Source organism: Cupriavidus sp. IDO (assembly GCF_000812465.1).
GTDB lineage: Bacteria > Pseudomonadota > Gammaproteobacteria > Burkholderiales > Burkholderiaceae > Cupriavidus.
The window spans coordinates 76,158-91,796 of sequence record NZ_JWMA01000055.1; the positions used below are offsets into that span (position 1 = coordinate 76,158).

Annotated in this window: 19 protein-coding genes; 2 read left to right on the forward strand and 17 right to left on the reverse strand. The window is 61.1% G+C overall.

The genetic code is table 11. The annotated features are described in order from the left end of the window. Positions 1-54: 54 nt before the first annotated feature. Both RM96_RS17725 and RM96_RS17730 read left to right on the forward strand, forming a co-directional pair. A complete protein-coding gene (locus RM96_RS17725) occupies positions 55-333 on the forward strand; it encodes a hypothetical protein (protein ID WP_039012436.1) in 279 nt (92 codons plus the stop codon). 65 nt (positions 334-398) lie between these two features. Beyond that, positions 399-1,388 (forward strand): hypothetical protein, encoded by a 990-nt coding sequence (locus RM96_RS17730; protein WP_152624139.1) that lies wholly within the window; start codon positions 399-401, stop codon positions 1,386-1,388. Positions 1,389-1,393: 5 nt separating this feature from the next. Here RM96_RS17730 and RM96_RS17735 read toward each other — a convergent pair whose 3' ends face one another. From RM96_RS17735 to RM96_RS17815, 17 genes are all read right to left on the reverse strand, one after another. Beyond that, complete coding sequence (locus RM96_RS17735) at positions 1,394-2,515, reverse strand: acyltransferase family protein (protein WP_039012438.1); 1,122 nt, start codon at positions 2,513-2,515, stop codon at positions 1,394-1,396. An 81-nt stretch (positions 2,516-2,596) separates the two neighbouring features. Then, positions 2,597-2,974, reverse strand: a complete 378-nt coding sequence (locus RM96_RS36330; protein WP_052279562.1) for a tail fiber assembly protein — start codon at positions 2,972-2,974, stop codon at positions 2,597-2,599. A 10-nt stretch (positions 2,975-2,984) separates the two neighbouring features. Then, positions 2,985-3,866, reverse strand: coding sequence for a hypothetical protein (locus RM96_RS17745; protein WP_052279563.1), 882 nt, complete (start codon positions 3,864-3,866; stop codon positions 2,985-2,987). A gap of 8 nt (positions 3,867-3,874) precedes the next feature. Beyond that, complete coding sequence (locus tag RM96_RS17750) at positions 3,875-4,471, reverse strand: YmfQ family protein (RefSeq protein WP_039012440.1); 597 nt, start codon at positions 4,469-4,471, stop codon at positions 3,875-3,877. An 8-nt stretch (positions 4,472-4,479) separates the two neighbouring features. Continuing rightward, the gene (locus RM96_RS17755; RefSeq protein WP_039012441.1) at positions 4,480-5,604 is read right to left on the reverse strand and encodes a baseplate J/gp47 family protein; all 1,125 of its coding nucleotides are present in this window, start codon (positions 5,602-5,604) and stop codon (positions 4,480-4,482) included. Further along, positions 5,604-6,050, reverse strand: coding sequence for a phage GP46 family protein (locus tag RM96_RS17760; protein WP_039012443.1), 447 nt, complete (start codon positions 6,048-6,050; stop codon positions 5,604-5,606). Before RM96_RS17760 ends, RM96_RS17755 begins: the two co-directional genes overlap by 1 nt. After that, positions 6,047-6,646: a phage baseplate assembly protein V gene (locus tag RM96_RS17765; RefSeq protein ID WP_039012444.1), complete on the reverse strand. Its 600-nt coding sequence runs from the start codon at positions 6,644-6,646 to the stop codon at positions 6,047-6,049. The genes RM96_RS17760 and RM96_RS17765 overlap by 4 nt, the downstream gene beginning before the upstream one ends. Continuing rightward, entirely contained in the window at positions 6,643-7,737 is a 1,095-nt protein-coding gene (locus RM96_RS17770; RefSeq protein ID WP_039012446.1) for a phage baseplate assembly protein, read from the reverse strand. The genes RM96_RS17765 and RM96_RS17770 overlap by 4 nt, the downstream gene beginning before the upstream one ends. A gap of 3 nt (positions 7,738-7,740) precedes the next feature. Further along, entirely contained in the window at positions 7,741-9,201 is a 1,461-nt protein-coding gene (locus RM96_RS17775) for a DNA circularization protein (RefSeq protein ID WP_039012447.1), read from the reverse strand. Further along, positions 9,198-11,102 (reverse strand): phage tail tape measure protein, encoded by a 1,905-nt coding sequence (locus tag RM96_RS17780; RefSeq protein ID WP_039012449.1) that lies wholly within the window; start codon positions 11,100-11,102, stop codon positions 9,198-9,200. Before RM96_RS17780 ends, RM96_RS17775 begins: the two co-directional genes overlap by 4 nt. A 119-nt stretch (positions 11,103-11,221) precedes the next feature. Continuing rightward, on the reverse strand, positions 11,222-11,506 hold the full coding sequence (locus tag RM96_RS17785) for a phage tail assembly protein (RefSeq protein ID WP_039012450.1): 285 nt from the start codon (positions 11,504-11,506) through the stop codon (positions 11,222-11,224). Position 11,507: 1 nt separating this feature from the next. Further along, on the reverse strand, positions 11,508-11,876 hold the full coding sequence (locus RM96_RS17790) for a phage tail tube protein (protein ID WP_039012451.1): 369 nt from the start codon (positions 11,874-11,876) through the stop codon (positions 11,508-11,510). Between the two features lie 48 nt (positions 11,877-11,924). Continuing rightward, a complete protein-coding gene (locus RM96_RS17795; protein ID WP_039012452.1) occupies positions 11,925-13,406 on the reverse strand; it encodes a phage tail sheath subtilisin-like domain-containing protein in 1,482 nt (493 codons plus the stop codon). Next, positions 13,403-13,588 carry a DUF2635 domain-containing protein gene (locus RM96_RS17800; RefSeq protein ID WP_039012454.1) on the reverse strand — a complete coding sequence of 62 codons (186 nt, stop codon included), beginning with the start codon at positions 13,586-13,588 and terminating at the stop codon, positions 13,403-13,405. Before RM96_RS17800 ends, RM96_RS17795 begins: the two co-directional genes overlap by 4 nt. 11 nt (positions 13,589-13,599) lie before the next feature. Then, positions 13,600-14,244, reverse strand: a complete 645-nt coding sequence (locus RM96_RS17805) for a hypothetical protein (RefSeq protein ID WP_039012455.1) — start codon at positions 14,242-14,244, stop codon at positions 13,600-13,602. After that, entirely contained in the window at positions 14,241-14,573 is a 333-nt protein-coding gene (locus RM96_RS17810) for a head-tail joining protein (RefSeq protein ID WP_039012456.1), read from the reverse strand. The genes RM96_RS17805 and RM96_RS17810 overlap by 4 nt, the downstream gene beginning before the upstream one ends. Beyond that, on the reverse strand, positions 14,573-15,637 hold the full coding sequence (locus RM96_RS17815; protein ID WP_039012457.1) for a major capsid protein: 1,065 nt from the start codon (positions 15,635-15,637) through the stop codon (positions 14,573-14,575). Before RM96_RS17815 ends, RM96_RS17810 begins: the two co-directional genes overlap by 1 nt. Positions 15,638-15,639: the final 2 nt, after the last annotated feature.

Sequence of the window (15,639 nt, forward strand, 5' to 3'; positions counted from 1 at the left end):
GAGAGGTCAATATGAAGCGCTCATTCTGGGCGGCGTTTCGCCGTCAAATCCCACATGAAATACACCCCTCCGAAGCCGCAGGATCTGGAGCGACTGAAGCAGGAACTGAAGCTGAGCAGTGCGGCAATGGCCGACCTGTTCGGTGTGCAGGGCGGCCGTCAATGGCGCAAGTACACGGGCGGCGAGACGCCGCGCGAGATCAGCCCGCACATTCTGTTCTTCGCTATGGCCAGGCTGGAACTGGACGACACAACGATCAAACGCGTGCTGGATCGCATGCGCCGTGCCGGGGCGTCTATCGACCTGGCGCCCGGTGGCGAGCAGGAGCCATAGCGGCCATCGCTTCATGCACGCTCGCTGCATGCGGTGGCGGAGGCGGTGATAGCGCGCCGTCAACTGTGTCGCAACAAGCCGCGCCCACCCAGCCAGCCCCAGCAGCCCCCAGCGCGCCGGCAGCTCCAGTTCAGGACGCCGAAACGTGGACTCGCCATCCGGCGCAAGTCCTTACGCCCTCACAAACTTGGGAATTCAGCCCCGGCAGCGCACAGGGCTTCGTCGCAGAACCGTCTGTTCTGTACGACGCCTCGACCGGCCTCTACACAATGTGGTATTCGGGCGGCTGGGAGAAATGCTCCACCGGGACAGCTACATCGACGGACGGCATCACTTGGGTAAAGAACCCGGCGAACCCGATTCTCGGCCAGGGCAAGATGGGTCAGACCATCGCCTGCCGCAACTTCGTCGTAAAGCACGACGCCGAGGTGTACGTCTATTTTTCCAATAGCGTCGGCAACACGCCGGGCACCATCTATGTCACCCATTCTGAAGACGGCATCAACAACCTGGCGCCCCCTATTCCGTTCATGACACCGGGCACCGTCGATACGAACCTCGCCAATTCGTGGATGGTATTCAACGGCACGAAGTGGAAGTTCTTCTACGACAGCATGACACCAGAAAATGTGTGGGAAACGTTCTCTGCTACCTGCGATTCACCGCTCGGCCCGTGCATCAAGGATTCCGGCCCGCTCAAAGGCTTGCAGATCGGTACGGGCGTCTACGGTGGCGGATGGGTTCAAATGCAGAACGGCCGCTACAACACGTACTTTCTTGCAAGCGTAGCCGGCCATCTCTTCACGCCCGTCTATCACGCCTGCGATGCCGGAACGGGAACTGTGACGTTCGACAACCATGGCAGCCTGGTTGTCGACATGCTGCCCGGCAATGACCAGACTGGCGATCCATTCCTGATCGACGGCGCCAACTTACCGGATAGGCAATCGCGTATGTGGGTTACCGATGTGTACAACCCAACGGGTCACGCGACCATCGGGATGGCGACCCATACAGGGCCGCTCAGTGATATTCCCTGTCCCGTCGGCAATTGACCGGCCTAAGCGGTGGCGCGTGATTTAGCGCCGCCGCTCCCTTCTAGCTTCCTACGCAACACCGAAAGCAGTGGCTGTTCCACGAAAGCATAGACAGCAATGGCAACTACCACAGATACCGCCAAAGTCAGGACCATACCGGGCGCGCTCCGGCTAATATCAAGCCATCCCCACCTCTGCCCAAGGTTACCAATAGTCTCAACCACAATGGGATGCGTAAGATATAGCGCATACGACGCGTTGCCTACGAGAACAAGCCACCGCGAATTGCACCGCACCCCCGCAGAATGCATGGCCAGCGCTAGTGCAACAACCATCCCGCAAGCCAAGAAGGCGATGGTCAAGTGCAGCACGCTGCCGGGCGCGTCGAACGTGAACAACTGGAAGCAGAACGCACCGTACCAAGCCGCAAATGCCACAGCAATAGCCGTCATGAGCCTCCGGTTCCATGTGACGGCGGCGGCGGCAATGAAACGCCAGACGTAGAAGACGCCAATCCCCAGCACGAAGCAGAACGTGTATGGATGCGAGTAAAACGACAGAATTCCAAAGCCGTCATCGAACACGATTGCAGTCAGCTTCATCGCCATCAGCGCCAGCACAACAAACAGCGGCGCCCAGCGCTGGCTAAGGTGCAGTGCTGCGGCGAACAGCACGTAGAAGAACATCTCCAAGTTCAAAGTCCAGCCCACACCAAGAATCGGATGCATATCACCAGCGTGATTCTTGTAAGGCAGGAAAAGCAAATCCTTCAGGAGATTCGACTGCAATGTCGCGTCGCCTAGGCCATTGTTCGCACCAAACCAAACCAGCAACTGGTGCGGATCGTTAGCGATCCAATTCGAGAAAAGCGGAAAGGTATAAAGCGGGTTGGCAAAGCCGAGGTTATTCCACAACAAGAAGAAGATCGTCACTATCCAGTAGAGAGGCACAATGCGCACTAAGCGCTTCGTCATGAACAGATCCACGCTGCTGCGCGAGATATGCGTCATGATGAATCCGCTGATGACGAAGAACACACAGACGCCGAAGAAGTCCGTGCCGACACCACCAACTTGGAACCTCGTGTGATAGAAAGCCACGGCCAGCGCGGCCAGCGCCCGTAGTACCTGTAGGTTTGTGATCATTAAGCGGACTGCAAAGCAGCGATCTGTGTTGTGACACGATTTTCGCATACTTGGCAGCCCTACCAGGGCTGTCGGATGGAGCTACTCCGGCTTTACAGGCCAGGAGAGGGCCCCGTCCGTGAGATTAGTCCGGCTGACTGCGACCCGATACTCTTTCCAAGCTTTCAGCTTCGCGACGTCGGCGGCCGACGCGATCTCCAGGTCGACCGCATCCTGCAAGGGAGCGATGCGCAGTGCGGCTGCGGCGAGCAACGCATCGCGGGTGATGGTGAGCTGTTCTGGCGTCGGCGCCACGACTGGCGACGTGGGGTCGTCGGTCTGGGTAAGTGTCCCTGGGTATGGGCCCGGCAGCGGTTCGCCGTCAGCGGAGAAGACCCAAGCGCCGTCGACGTGTTCGGCGACCACGTTGTCCTCGAAGGCAAAAACGGCTCCCGTGTCGGTGTCTCGGAAGTATTTCATGATCGTGTCCTTATGCGCGCGTTTCGTACCAGCCGTTGATGCTTGAGCCTGCAGTCGCCGTCACGCCGTAGGTTTGCCCGGCGAGCACAATTGTCGAGGCAGAATAATTAGCTGATGAGCTTCCGTTGTTTCCAGCCCCCAAAACAGTGGCGCCACCTTTCTGCAGGTTGAATCCGGCTGCCGTGGGTAATTGAATTTGTATATCGATGAATATCGGCTTGCCAGTGCTGTTCGTATAGGTAGTGCCAATCGCGCGAGACCCGGTCAGGCTTTGCGTCGTCTGGCCCAAGCCGAGCACCTGAGCCATCTGCACTGCATGCCCGCTCTGCGTGGCGGGGGCGATCTGCTGCGCTCCTCCTGCACACTCCATGAGCACGGCGATCGGGTTGCCGCTGTTCACGCCAGCAATGGTCGCATGCATCAGCACTGCGGTCCCGTTCAGCGCCAGCTCGCCGCCTTGCAGCGGTTGCAGGCCGAGTCCGTAGATCGGGATCGCCGTGAGGCCGTCCGGGGCGTAGGTCGATGGTCCGGTGTTCGCGTGGGCGATCTTGATCGCCTGCACAACACCATCACCCCACGTACCCGCGACCAGAGGCGTCGCATTGGTCGCTGTGTAGGCGTTCGCCGCGCCAGTGTCGGCGAGGATTATGGTGTTCTGGCCGAGCCGCTTGATTGCCGATAGCACCTGGGTGTACGTCGGCTTGCTGAGAGTCAGTCCGGCACCAGTGACGACGTTGGACAGCTCCATCATCACGGCATTGAGCCATTCAGCCGGTACGATCGTCGCCGGCGTGGATGTCGCGGGATTGCCGTCGGTGAAAAAGCCTGCCGTGCCGGCAGCAGTTGCCGCCGGCTGCGACACTGCCGCAGTCGAGTTATCGATTTGATACATGGATTTCCTTACGAGTAGCGGAACTGCAAGACCGTGTGCGCGGGCTTCACGGCGTTCAATTCACATTCGAGGACGTTGTTGTTCCAGCTGCCGAGCGGCTCGCCGGCGGTGGATTGGCCCGCCGCGAAGCGGACTACGGTGTTGAGTGGCGCGTTGACCGACCAGGCGAAAAACCAGTCCGTGTTTCCGAGTTGCTGGCCGGCCGTGCTTTGCCCACAGTGGAACGGTGCGAAGTTCGTGACCGTGATTCCATAGCCAAGCTTCGCCGCGAAACCAATGTAATACGCCGCAGACTGGCCGCCGCTATTCGCCAGGCGCGCGACGACTTGCGCCCGTCTTTGTTGGACCGTTGGCGACTCTCCGGCGCACGGATCTGGGAGCCCGAGCGTCGATTCCCATTCGGGGAGAAGCTCATATGTCGTCGCCGGGAAGGCGTCCACGAGCAGGTAGTTCGCTCGAGCGGTGTTCCGGGCGTAAATCTGTGTCAGGCCGGTAAAGACCTGCGTCTGAACCGCATCAGGGTCGCGCGGCCATACCCGACCGCGCGGCATCAATGCCTGGAACGCGCGCAGGTAGTCAGCAGAGGTGAGATTGGGCGCTAGCATTACTCACCTCACGGGTTGAACGTCACAGTGCCCAATACGGGAAGCTGGCCTGCGGTGTTCGTGATGTTGCCGGCTGGAGACGTAATGACGAATCCCGCCGTACCGGGTACCGCGCCGATCGCCGATTCGATGTCGGACAGATTGATCGTGCCGCCAGGAACTCCATTGGCGAGGAACACGCCGGAAATAGCTGCGGACACAGCATTCCGCGTCGACGTGCTCCAAGAGCTTGTGCCGGTGAGCGTGAAGTTGACCGAGTTTTGAATCGGCGCGCATGCGTAGACCAGCGCCGTTACGGGTTGCAGATTGATGATGTAGTTAGCGACCGTGAGTTGATCGCCAGTCGCCACTGTGCCGCGTGGCACGCCTCCGGGGCCTTGGTCGTACTGCGAAACGCCGTTTGTTCCTTGCGGAAAGCCTTGGTGCGCCGCTTCCGACACGTCCATCATGAAATAGACGACCACGGTTCCGGTGCCGAATCCGTTCGGTGCCACCCATGCGCGCGTCACACCGGCGACCTGAAGTGCCCAAGTCTTATAGTCCGATTGCGCACCACCTTGCGGCGAGGCTTGGAATGCGGACATCACGCGGCCACTGAACGCGGTCTGCGTCTCGACGTCAGCGCCGCCAGTGAAGGCAGCCGATGCAGTGCCACCGGATTGAATACCGGCGATCGCAGTGCCAAGCGTCATGACCGTGCCAGAGGCACAATTTCCGGCCGCCCCGGGCGCCGTTGCGGTCACCGCGACAGTGACCGACGATCCTGAAATGGTCGCGTCTGCGTTGGTCGTGTACGTAAAGCCGTCGCCACGGACGACAGTCGTGCCGGCCAGAATGGTCCCGGACGAGCCAGGAAACGTGACCGAGCCAATGGCAGGAGTGGCAGCCTTCAGATAGGTGCCCTTCAACGCTCCCCATCCCGCCAGATACTCGTCGGTTGACGTCCAAGGCACGGCCTGCTTTGCGATCCAATCGAGATAGCCGTAATGGAGGTGCGCAAGCCCAGCCTGGACGTTGCCGGTGATTCTCAGGTTCGCAACACGCAGCAGCGGATCCGAGCCCGGCACGCTGGAGGCGATGTCGGACGCGACTTGCGTTTGCAAATCGGTCAGCAGTGGTCTGGAATACGGCATCAGTTAAGTCCTTGCCATGCCCACGTGTAGGCGTTCGCCACCGTCGAGCCGTCCTGTTTGTATGCGACGACCTGCGCGCCGAGTTCGCCTGCCGCCGTCCACTCAACCAGGACGTCGAACTTCGCCACGACACCGTCATCGATCATCCATTGCAGCGCCTCGACGATGTAGTCATAGGCCCGCTGCAGCGTCTCTTGCGTCTGCTTCGCTCGGGTCAGCAGCCATAACCGAGAGCCGATCTTGACCGCGCTGAATTCGTCGCCCCACCAGCCACGGGGATCGTTTGATCCGTCTGGAATCACGTCATCCGGTTCAGCGATGCGATCGGTAAAGAGGGAGATCAGAACTGCTGTCGAAAGGTCGTTGCCGGTCGCGAGCAACGCACCGGACATCTGCCAATCGCCGCGGGCGTTCGCCACGTCCCAAACTGTCGTCGTATCGGTCATTCGGTTTGGTTCGGTGCGTTGGAGGTAATCGTGCTACCGCCGCCCTGGACGTTATGCACATCGTGGTTGTGGCCGTTGAAGATGACCCGTTCGGAGGCCATACTGCGGCCGCCCGTATCGCAGTTGTCTACGACGTCGCCCGTGCACTCAAAGCGCGGTGTTTCCATGCGCACTTTCGTTGCGGCCTTGATCGTCACCGTCGTGGCGTTATTGACCGTCACCGCCTGATTCTTCGCATCGACCACGATGCCGCCCGAAGCAGTCAGGTAGATCTGTTTGCCGTCCTGGCTGTAGAGCATCGTTTCGCCAGGCGCGAGGTTCTTCGGCCTGGACGGCTGATGCACCGTGCCGAGCACGACTCCATTGGACCGGTCTCCACCAAGGAACACGACAATGGCGTCCGACCCAACCGGTGGATTCGACGAAAGCCCGAACTCGGACATGCGCGGCGTGTTGTCGCGCGTCTCCAAGGCGTTCAGTTTGACCTGCATCATCTGGACGCCGCCAGAATCATTGACGGTCGTCACCAGCGCGCGGGCGAGCGAGAGCAGCACGCGGCGCGCGGCGCGCTCAAGAATTCCATGCTGATCGTTCATTGCTGCGGGACTGTTCCGATGACGTCGGCGAATTGCCGCTGAATAAGGACCGGCTGTGGCATGAATGCCTCGGGAGCCATCAGCGTCAACTCGGCGTGCGTGCCTTCTAGCCCGAGGTGATATGTCACCTCACTGATGAGGTAGCGCTTCGGCACCGTACCGCCCTGGTCCCCTGCAACTTTCAGAGATGGAATAAGCACATCAATCAGCTTATTGGGCTCCCAGAGGTTGCCCTCGACGTCTCGCCAGTTATCGACGAACAGGCGGACAACCTCCGAGCGGCCGAGACGCCGAGCGACTTCCCACACCGCTCGCTGCTTGCCGATTTCCCATCCAAGTTCGCCCGCTTCCGAGATGATGATGCGCCGGCGGTGCCGGGTGACATTCGGGTCTGTTGCCGTGAAGGCCGGCGCATTGACCGCATTCAGGTCAAGAAGGTTGTTCGTGCCGATCATCACGGCCACGATCTCGGAGTAGCGCTGATCCATCGACCGCTCGACGGAAGCGCTCTCCATGTTGATGCCTTCCTGTACGCCGCTCGCCATTACATCGGTCTGCGTTGCGCGGGCGAGCCTGAGATGCCCATAGCGATCCTCGTAAACAAGCAGCGCATTGAACCGCGCAGACCGTTCGATGATCTCGTACGCCGTCTCGCCGAGCATGATGTTCTGCTGCGGGATGATTGGCAGGCCTGTCACATCGCAGTCGACCGTGATGTTGTACGGCACGGCCAACTTGGAAGCTATATCCAGCGCCGTGCAGTTGCTGATTTGACCGTTTGGCCACTCCGCCGCGCAATCGAGCAAATCCTGGCATTTGCCTCGCCCCGCGACGCGGATTTCATGCATATTCGCGCTGATACTCGGCACAACCCGGTCTACGTATCCGACCACAACCGGGTCACCACCAATCGCCAACAGACATTCATCACCTGGCTGCACGACCACATCGTTTGCCTGCCCTGGGAACAGTTCGGTCATGCCAAGCTCGAAATCGCTTGGAAACCGCTCGATGCCTCTTGTGCAGCGCAAACTCGTCCACCCCGACAGCATGTAGTTGCCTATCGAGAGCAGGATTTCATCATCAACCATCGCTTAGCTCGAGAGTGCTTTGAAGCTGGTCGGAACGAATGCAGGATGGATAGGCGCCGCTTGCGCCACAAGTTCATCACTTCGGGTCGCGTCGCGATACAGCCGGTTAGCGAGGGTGAGCGCCGGCAGCGTGTTGCCAAAGCTAAATACCGCTATTGCTGCCAGGCCAGAGCCGCGCGCATCAAGGTCGGCGACAACAGACTGACGCAGGGTCCGGAGTGCCGTATATACGCCGTCCTCGCCCTGATTCGCGGCAATCGTGATCTCGTTATCGAGAAGCGCCGTGATGCTGTCGCGCGTCGACGAGGCATCGTCTGCCGAGGTCGGCTGATAGACTGACGCGGACACGGCAATCTGGGCAACCGTCGCGCGCCGGAACAGATCGGCACAGCAGTTCTGCATCGTCGTCTGGGCTAGCGCGACTTGCGACGCCCCAACAACGGCCGTCGGGCTGTACATCATCAGGCTAGACAGCAACCGGATTGCGTCAGCCGGGGAAGCTGCGGATGCAGCCAGAGCGGTAACAACACCCTGAGCGGCACCGGCGAACGTCGCCTGGTCGGTTCCTACGTTGGCCGCCGCCGCAGTAAGCGCGCTTCCGGCCGTTGCCACTGCCGCACGGTTCACTGTGTCGGCCGAGATCAGACTGGAAACCGTTGCGGTACTGGCGGCCTTCTTGTTGGCCCCCGCATAACCGGTATTTCCACCGCCGAAGAGGCGCCCAAAGTTTCCCGCCAACGTCGAAATGGAGTTCCAGAACCGCTTGACGTCGTGAATCAGCGTCGTGACCGCCTGATACCACCCGATGACCGTCGAAACAGCCGATTGGATGACCTGGGCGCCGGCGACGACCGCACTTGCGATGCGTTTGACGAAGCTCAGTAGCGACGCCGCATTGACCGCTGATGCCGCGCTCGCGACAGCGCTAGCGGTCGGCTTTTGCGCCTGCGGGTAGAGGCGATCCCCGCCCAGGACGAACACGAACCGGACCTCAACCACCCTGCCGCGATCCCAGCTGGTGCCGAACTCCGCCTCCATGCAGTTGACCTTAACTGCCCCCCAATTTGGGTGGATTAGCGTGCCAAGGCCAGGGGCGCTCGTCTTGCCATTCGCGAAGCCAACGATCTCCCTATTAAGCCGTTCGCGCTGGTCGAAGACCGAGCCGCCGCCGTATACAAGGCTGTTTTCAACAAGGAAGCCGGTCAGGCGAAAAACGCCAGTCTGCTTCCCCAAGTCCTCGACCCACGGCCGAGTCTCCTTGTTAGGGTATTCATGGACAACAGAGCGTCGCCCGAAGCTACCACTTTCGCTCAAGACCGCAAACGGCACGCCGTTGTAGCTTGCCTGGCGCAGTCGCTTCCAGTAGTCGCTTCCGCCGCCGAACAGCTTCGCGAGATCACTGGCCGCCTTTGCGACTCCGCCAATGCTGCCGACGGCATCGCCGATTTTTGCTGAAAAGCTCATACGGACGGCCCTGTTACGTTAGCGTTTCCAATCCGGACTGAGGCGCTCGCGTTTCCAGTCGATCGCACCGACGCCTTCGTGCCGGCGGGAGCGCCCGTCAATTGAATCTCGACGTGCACCTTGCCGGCATCTCCAGTCGCGCCCGGCTGATTCGCAGCCACAATCGACCCAGCACCCTGGGCTCTGCGCGCAGCCTCGGTATCAGAATTCGCCGGTCGCTCATATAGGCGGGAAACGATGTTGCCGGCCTCCTGCGCCGTCTTGGCGCTGGCCAGCGCGCGTCCGGCGCTTTGCTCGGTACCCTTCCTGAGTTCGTGGTCAACGAAAGCCAGTTGCTCGTCCAAGCTCGATTTCCGTATGTCCTTTCCGGCCCACTTGGCAAAATTGGCCTGGCGGTCCGGATGCCATTGCGCGACTCCATAGGCCTTCCCATTGTCGCCCACTGCCCCCGGATTCATCTGGCTCTCTTGCCGCAAGTTGGCAACGATTCCGGCCGCTTGTTCCTTGGTCCACCCTTTGCTCTGGAAGAATCCCACTGCATCGCTAGCCGACGCCTGCCCTGATGCAGACCCACGTCGGCGGGCGAGCTCCTCATCCTCTCCGGAATTCAGATCTCCGGAGCGTAGGCCAAGGAATGCGCCAACCGTGAACGGGTTGACCAGAAATCTCCCCAGCGTCCCCAGTAGGCCACCGCCTGCCGCCGCGCCAGCTGCTCCCGCGCCCGCCGCACCCGCCGCCCCAGCACCCGCCGCGCCAGCGCTCGCGCCGGCAGCTGCAGTCCCAAGGCCTGCCAAAGCCCGAATTGCCGCCGGCGCCGCTACGGTCGCCAGCAGGGTCAGATTCGAGATTAGGCTGAGGACGCCAGCGATCGGCCCGGCAAACGAAATTGCCGCAATGGCAATGGCGATGCCCTTCACGCCGCCGATGGAATCCACAAACTTTCCCAACGAATCCGCAGTCTTTTCCCAATCGACGTGATCTAGCCAGGTAGCAAACTTCTCCACGTACTCGGCTATCTTTGTCGCTGCGACATCGCCGTACTTTTCCACCAGCCTGCCGACCGCGTTGATAACTCGTTCCACAGCCGGCGCCATGGCATCGCCAAAGGCATATTTCAGCTTTGTGGCGGACGCCTCCAGCTTGAGCATATTGGCGTTGAACTGCTCGCCCTTCGCCAACTGCTTGTCGCTCAGGACCAGACCCATCGCGCGAGCCTTGGCGACGAACTCGTCAATGCCCTTCTCCCCCTTCTGAAGCAAAGGGAGCAGCGATTCCACGCCGAACGTGCCGGCTATGAGGGACTGCGCCTGGACATTGCCCTTTTGCGCGACGATGGCGTTAGCCACCTCCTTGAGCGCCCGGGTCGCGTCAACGGCGCCGTCTTTGGTCTTGTGCAGCGTGATGCCAAACTTCTGCATCATCACCAGGGCGTCCTGGTTTCGCCCAAAGGTGGCATCCTCGATGGTTCGCCCAAGAGTCTTGAGGCTGCCGGTCATGTCTTCGGACGACAGGCCTGCAAGCTTTGCGGCACCTCGGAACGCCTGGAGCTCGCTAGCCGATACCCCAATCACGCCAGACGTGCGCCCGATCTCCGCGCCGGCCTTGCCAAACTCGGTCGCGAGCGCGGCAATGCCGGCCACGGTCCCGATGCCAGCGATGGCGGCAAAGGCCGGAACCATGGAGGCGACATGGCGCGCAGCATCCTGCGCCGCTCCGCCAATGGACTTGATGCCTTTGGCGACGCGGTCAAGACCGGCCTCCTTGCTCAAGGCAGAAAACGACGCCTTGAGATCGGTAGCCGGCTTGGTGACGTTGGCAATCGACGCCTTGATCTTGCGAATCGAGGCGGTAGCCTTGTCGACCGCAGAAATCGTGACCTGGAACGTCGATGCTGCCGCCATTTACTGCTCCGTTTGCTGTTTGATTCGCATCGCCTGCTCAACCCACCATTGCAGGCGAGACAGGCTCAGCCGCCACGCATCCTCTGGCCCCCAGCGGAAGAAGTGCGTGACATCGGCGACTACGCTTCCGCATCCGTCGGGCCATCGTCGGTAAAACCCCCGAGATACTCGTTCGCCTCCGTGAAATCGCGTTGGCTGAGCTTCTCGACGGCCAGCTTCGGCACACCGGCAACCAGATGGATCAGCATGATGCCGATGCCGATGTTGGTCGAAGCGGACATTGCCTTGTCGAGCTCGCCGGCCGTCGGCTCGCGCAGGTTCAGCGACTCATAGGTGATGGCATCTTCGCCAGAGCCGAGCTTGACGGGCTTGCGGAGTTTCAGGACTTTTTCTTCGGGTTGCATATCAAGCCTCCGTAACGCTCGGGCCTTCCCACTTCACATCGAGCGTCGCTTCGGCAGTCTTGACTTCCTGAACGTCGACGGTCCACATGTTGCGGCCGATGATGGTCTTGCCGTTCGCAAGCTGCAGGACGACCGTGGAGTTGGTCATCGAGTTGAGCGAAGCAACGCTCAGATTCTTCGCATCACGCAGCGTCGCGGAAATCATGCCCGTCGACGGCTTTTCGCTGTAGCCGTGGACGGCGTCTTGACCGATCAGCGACTCACGCTCGATCGTCGAGACGCGATACGTGAGATCGGCCTGAAGCATGTAGCTCTGGCCATCGACCGAGATGAACGCAATCCCGGCAAGACGGTTGGTGGTATCGGCCATCTGGCCCTCCAAATAGAGAAGCCGCCTGGAGGCGGCCTAGATGCGGTATCAGTTCAGGCGGAACTGGGCGAGCAGCGCGAAGATGCGCAGCTGGTTAATCAATGTGCCCGGCCAGAGAACGTCGACGCGGTTCGGATTGCTCGAGTTCTGCTGAACAATGACCCCTGCCGCGAATGCCTGGCTGTTCTGCACGAAGCCGTTGTACTCCAGCGTCTGATACGCGGCGATGATGTCGGCCCGGATCATGCTCGGCGTGACGATGCTCGAGCCCGGCGCAAACCTGGTGCCGTCGGCCGCCAGCTTGACGCGCGCGTACTTCGTCGTGACCAGCGTCGCCATGAAGCGCAGCACGTACGTCAGCAGGAACATCGTCTCGACCTCGAGATAGCTGTTATCCGGCTGGCCGAACGCGTTGAGCTGGTACGTCGTGATCGCGTTCTCGATGCGCACCGTGCCATCAGTGCCGACCGTGAACGTCGAGATGCCGTCGTAGAGGTTGGTATTGCGCTGCGACAGGGAGAACTGCGAGGCCAGCGGGGGCGCCAGCACACCCTGAAGCACCACCGTCTGCAGCGGCAAGCCAGGATCCACACGAGCGCTCGATGCCGCAGCCGCGCAGAATGCTGCCGCCCAGCTCCAGTTCGGGGTTGGGCTGTCGTAGAAGCCCATGATCGACGCGTGCTGGTCGTTGCGAGTCAGGCCAAGCGTCGTTTGCGACGCGCTCGTACCGCGATACGCGAGGAAGCAGTGACCGTAGACCTGAGTGCTCCAGCTCCAGCGGCCGGTCGTGTCGTTCAGGAACGACTGCAGCGCGTTCAGGCTGGTCGTGTCCGTGTACGGCATGCAGATGAAGTCGAACGGCATGCTCTGCAGGTTCGCGAGGCCGGTCGTCAGGCTCGGATTCACTGCGCCGCTCGCCATCCCGACGATCGTGAACGTCAGGCCCGTCGGCGTCACTTCGCCACCCGGCACGCCGCGATAGTTCACGCGGATGTCGATGTCGTTGCCGGTGAGGCCCTTGTTCTTGGCCGTGATCGTCACAGCGCCGACCGACGACGTTGCAGTGACGGGAAGATCGCCGATCGCATTGATCGCCGCAGCGACAGCCGTCGCAATCTGCGTGACCGTCTGACCCGTGGCCAGCGTCACCGAAACGAGCATGCCGCCGATATACAGCGAGTGGACACCCACCGCAGTGTTGGCTGCGGTGTACGTGATCGTGCCGGTGGCCGCGACCGCCGACGCGTCGTCGGAGAGCGGCAGCAGCCACAGTTCGCCAAACGTGTCGTTCTTGCGGTACGTGTCGACCATCTGGGCGAGGATCGAACCTTGGCCGCCCTGGGTCTTCGCGTCTGCCACGCCCTGCGAGATGATCGGCGTATTCGCGACCGCAACACCGGTCGACAGAATGTTGCCGATGATCAGCGCGCGCTGGTTGCTGTTCGCGGTGTTCGCCCGCGAGGCGTCGACTTCCGCATAGAACAACGGGACGCGGAGATTCGACGGAATCTGCTTGAAGCCGATAGTCATGCTTTGTCACCCCCGATGGCGGGTTTCGATGCTTTCGCCGGCGGCGTCAGCGTCACGTCCTTGTCTCTCAGCAAGCGGTCCCAATGCAGGTCGCCGTCAGCGACCTCCAGACCGTTCTCGTCGAGCAATTGCTTCGTGACCGGGTCTCGCACGGAGAGCCCGGGACTCGGGTAGACCTTCATGAGTGGTGCTCCTACTGGGGCAATGTGATAGTCAAAGCGCCCTCATTGCGGCCATCAGGCCCGGAGGTGCGTGGTGCGGGTTTCACAGCAGACGGGAACGGCGGGTTGGAATACGTGCCATTCGGATCGAACGGTTGAGCCGTATCGACGTAGATGTCCACGGTTTGCAGCGGGTTGGTCGGGATCGGGAAGAACAACTCCGGACCCTGGTAGAACTTCACCTCGATCGACATAGCCAGTTCTGCCATTGGCATATCGCCCTCGGAGTTCGTGTTGATCTCCGAATCGACCGACGTGAATTGCTCGATGCGCTGGCCGCCGGCCGGATCCGCCCAGATCGCCGGGTTGTTGATCAGCGCCGTCTCAATCTGGAGCTTCAGGGTTTCGGCGGCAGCCAATGCAACGGCAGAACCGGCATCTCCGACCTGCGCCGCAGACTTTGTCCGGGCTACGACTTCGACTGTCGTGTACACGTCAAACTGAGGCGTATTCGGCCCGAGAGAGACCTTCCGCTCTTTCCGCGTGTGGACGAGAATCAGCGGATATGACGATGGTGATGTCGGCCAGTCAAACGGCGAGTAGACTGACTGCCCTGCATTCGTCGCACCCTTGAGCGCCGTCACAAACAGCGAACGAATATCGGCGGATGTCGTCATGGGCTACTCACTCTCGACAGCATCAGCTTTGCGCCGCCGCGGCTATCCGGGCGAACCTCGCGCACGACGTATGTCGTATTGACGCTCGCCACGGAAAGCTGGTCGTTCTGAACCGGAGTTGCGGTGAACTGGGACAACTGGACGCCGAGCACCGCGCTCACTTCCGTCACGCCTTGCGACGCGTCCTCGAACATCACTTCCTTGAGGTACGCGTCGTCAAACACGCCAGAGATCGCATAGGAGCCTCCGGCGGCCGGCATGTATGTCACCGCCTCGCCGAAGACCCCCATCAGCGGGCCCAGTACCATCTTGTCCCAGCTGATAGGCATTACGCCCCCGCGCGACCGGACAGCAGGACTTCAGGGCGAGTGCACAGATAGAGCGGGTATGCGTACGCTTCCATCTTCCACCACATGCGGCGATCGCGATCGACGATCGGCAGCACATACACCGGCGCTCCCGGCTGGTTGATGAACTCGGCCGACTCGCCCGGCGCCATGACCTCCTGGAAGATGCCAGGCGCGTTCACCGGGAAGAACTTCACCTTGTCGTCAGCGATCTTGATGGTGCTGTTGTCGTCCGAACCGCGGTAGTTCACCCAAAGGATGTTGTCGAAATCGACCGAACTGAACGCATCACCGAATGCAGCGCTGCGAATGTCCTTCGCACCTTCCCAGTTCAGGAACGTGCGGATCACGTCCGGATGGTTGGTGAACTGGTCGTAGAACTGATCGCCGCACAGCGCCATGATGGTCGTCTGCTGCGTGAACGCGCCTTGCGCCTTGCGGGCCATCGAGCGCTTGATGCCGTTGATGATCGGACGCAGGCTGTTGGCGGTGCCGGCGGCCAGGTTGAAGCCGGTTTCGGTGGCCTGCGTGATCTGGAACTCGTCGAACCAGTTGTACAGGACCGAGCCGTCCTTCGGATCCAGCACGAGACCTTGCACGGCGGCGAGGCGCAGGTATTCCTTCGTGTACTCGACGCTGGCCAGCAAGCCAGTCGGGCCAGCCAGGCGGCGGGCGACTTCGCGCTCGAGCTGCATCGGCACCGTCACGATCTGGCCGGTCGGGCCTTCCGGAAACTCGCGGATGTTCTGGATTTCGTACGTGTGGATCGTGTCGTCGTGCATCAGCCGCGGCACGTCGAAGTAGCGCATCTTGCGCTTCTCGGTCGTACGCTGCGTGCCTTCGGTGCCGCGCTCGCTGAAGCCGATGAGTTTCAGCGTACCGGTGCGCTCTTCGACCGACACTGCGGTGGTACGGATCGGGTTCGGGTCGAAGATGTTCAGGGTTCCCAGCGCACCCGGTTGGTACGGGTTGCGTTGCACGCCCTGCGTCAGGGTCAGCGCGCTGAATGCGTCGCTGTTAAAGATGTCAATAATTTCGCCAGCCATGG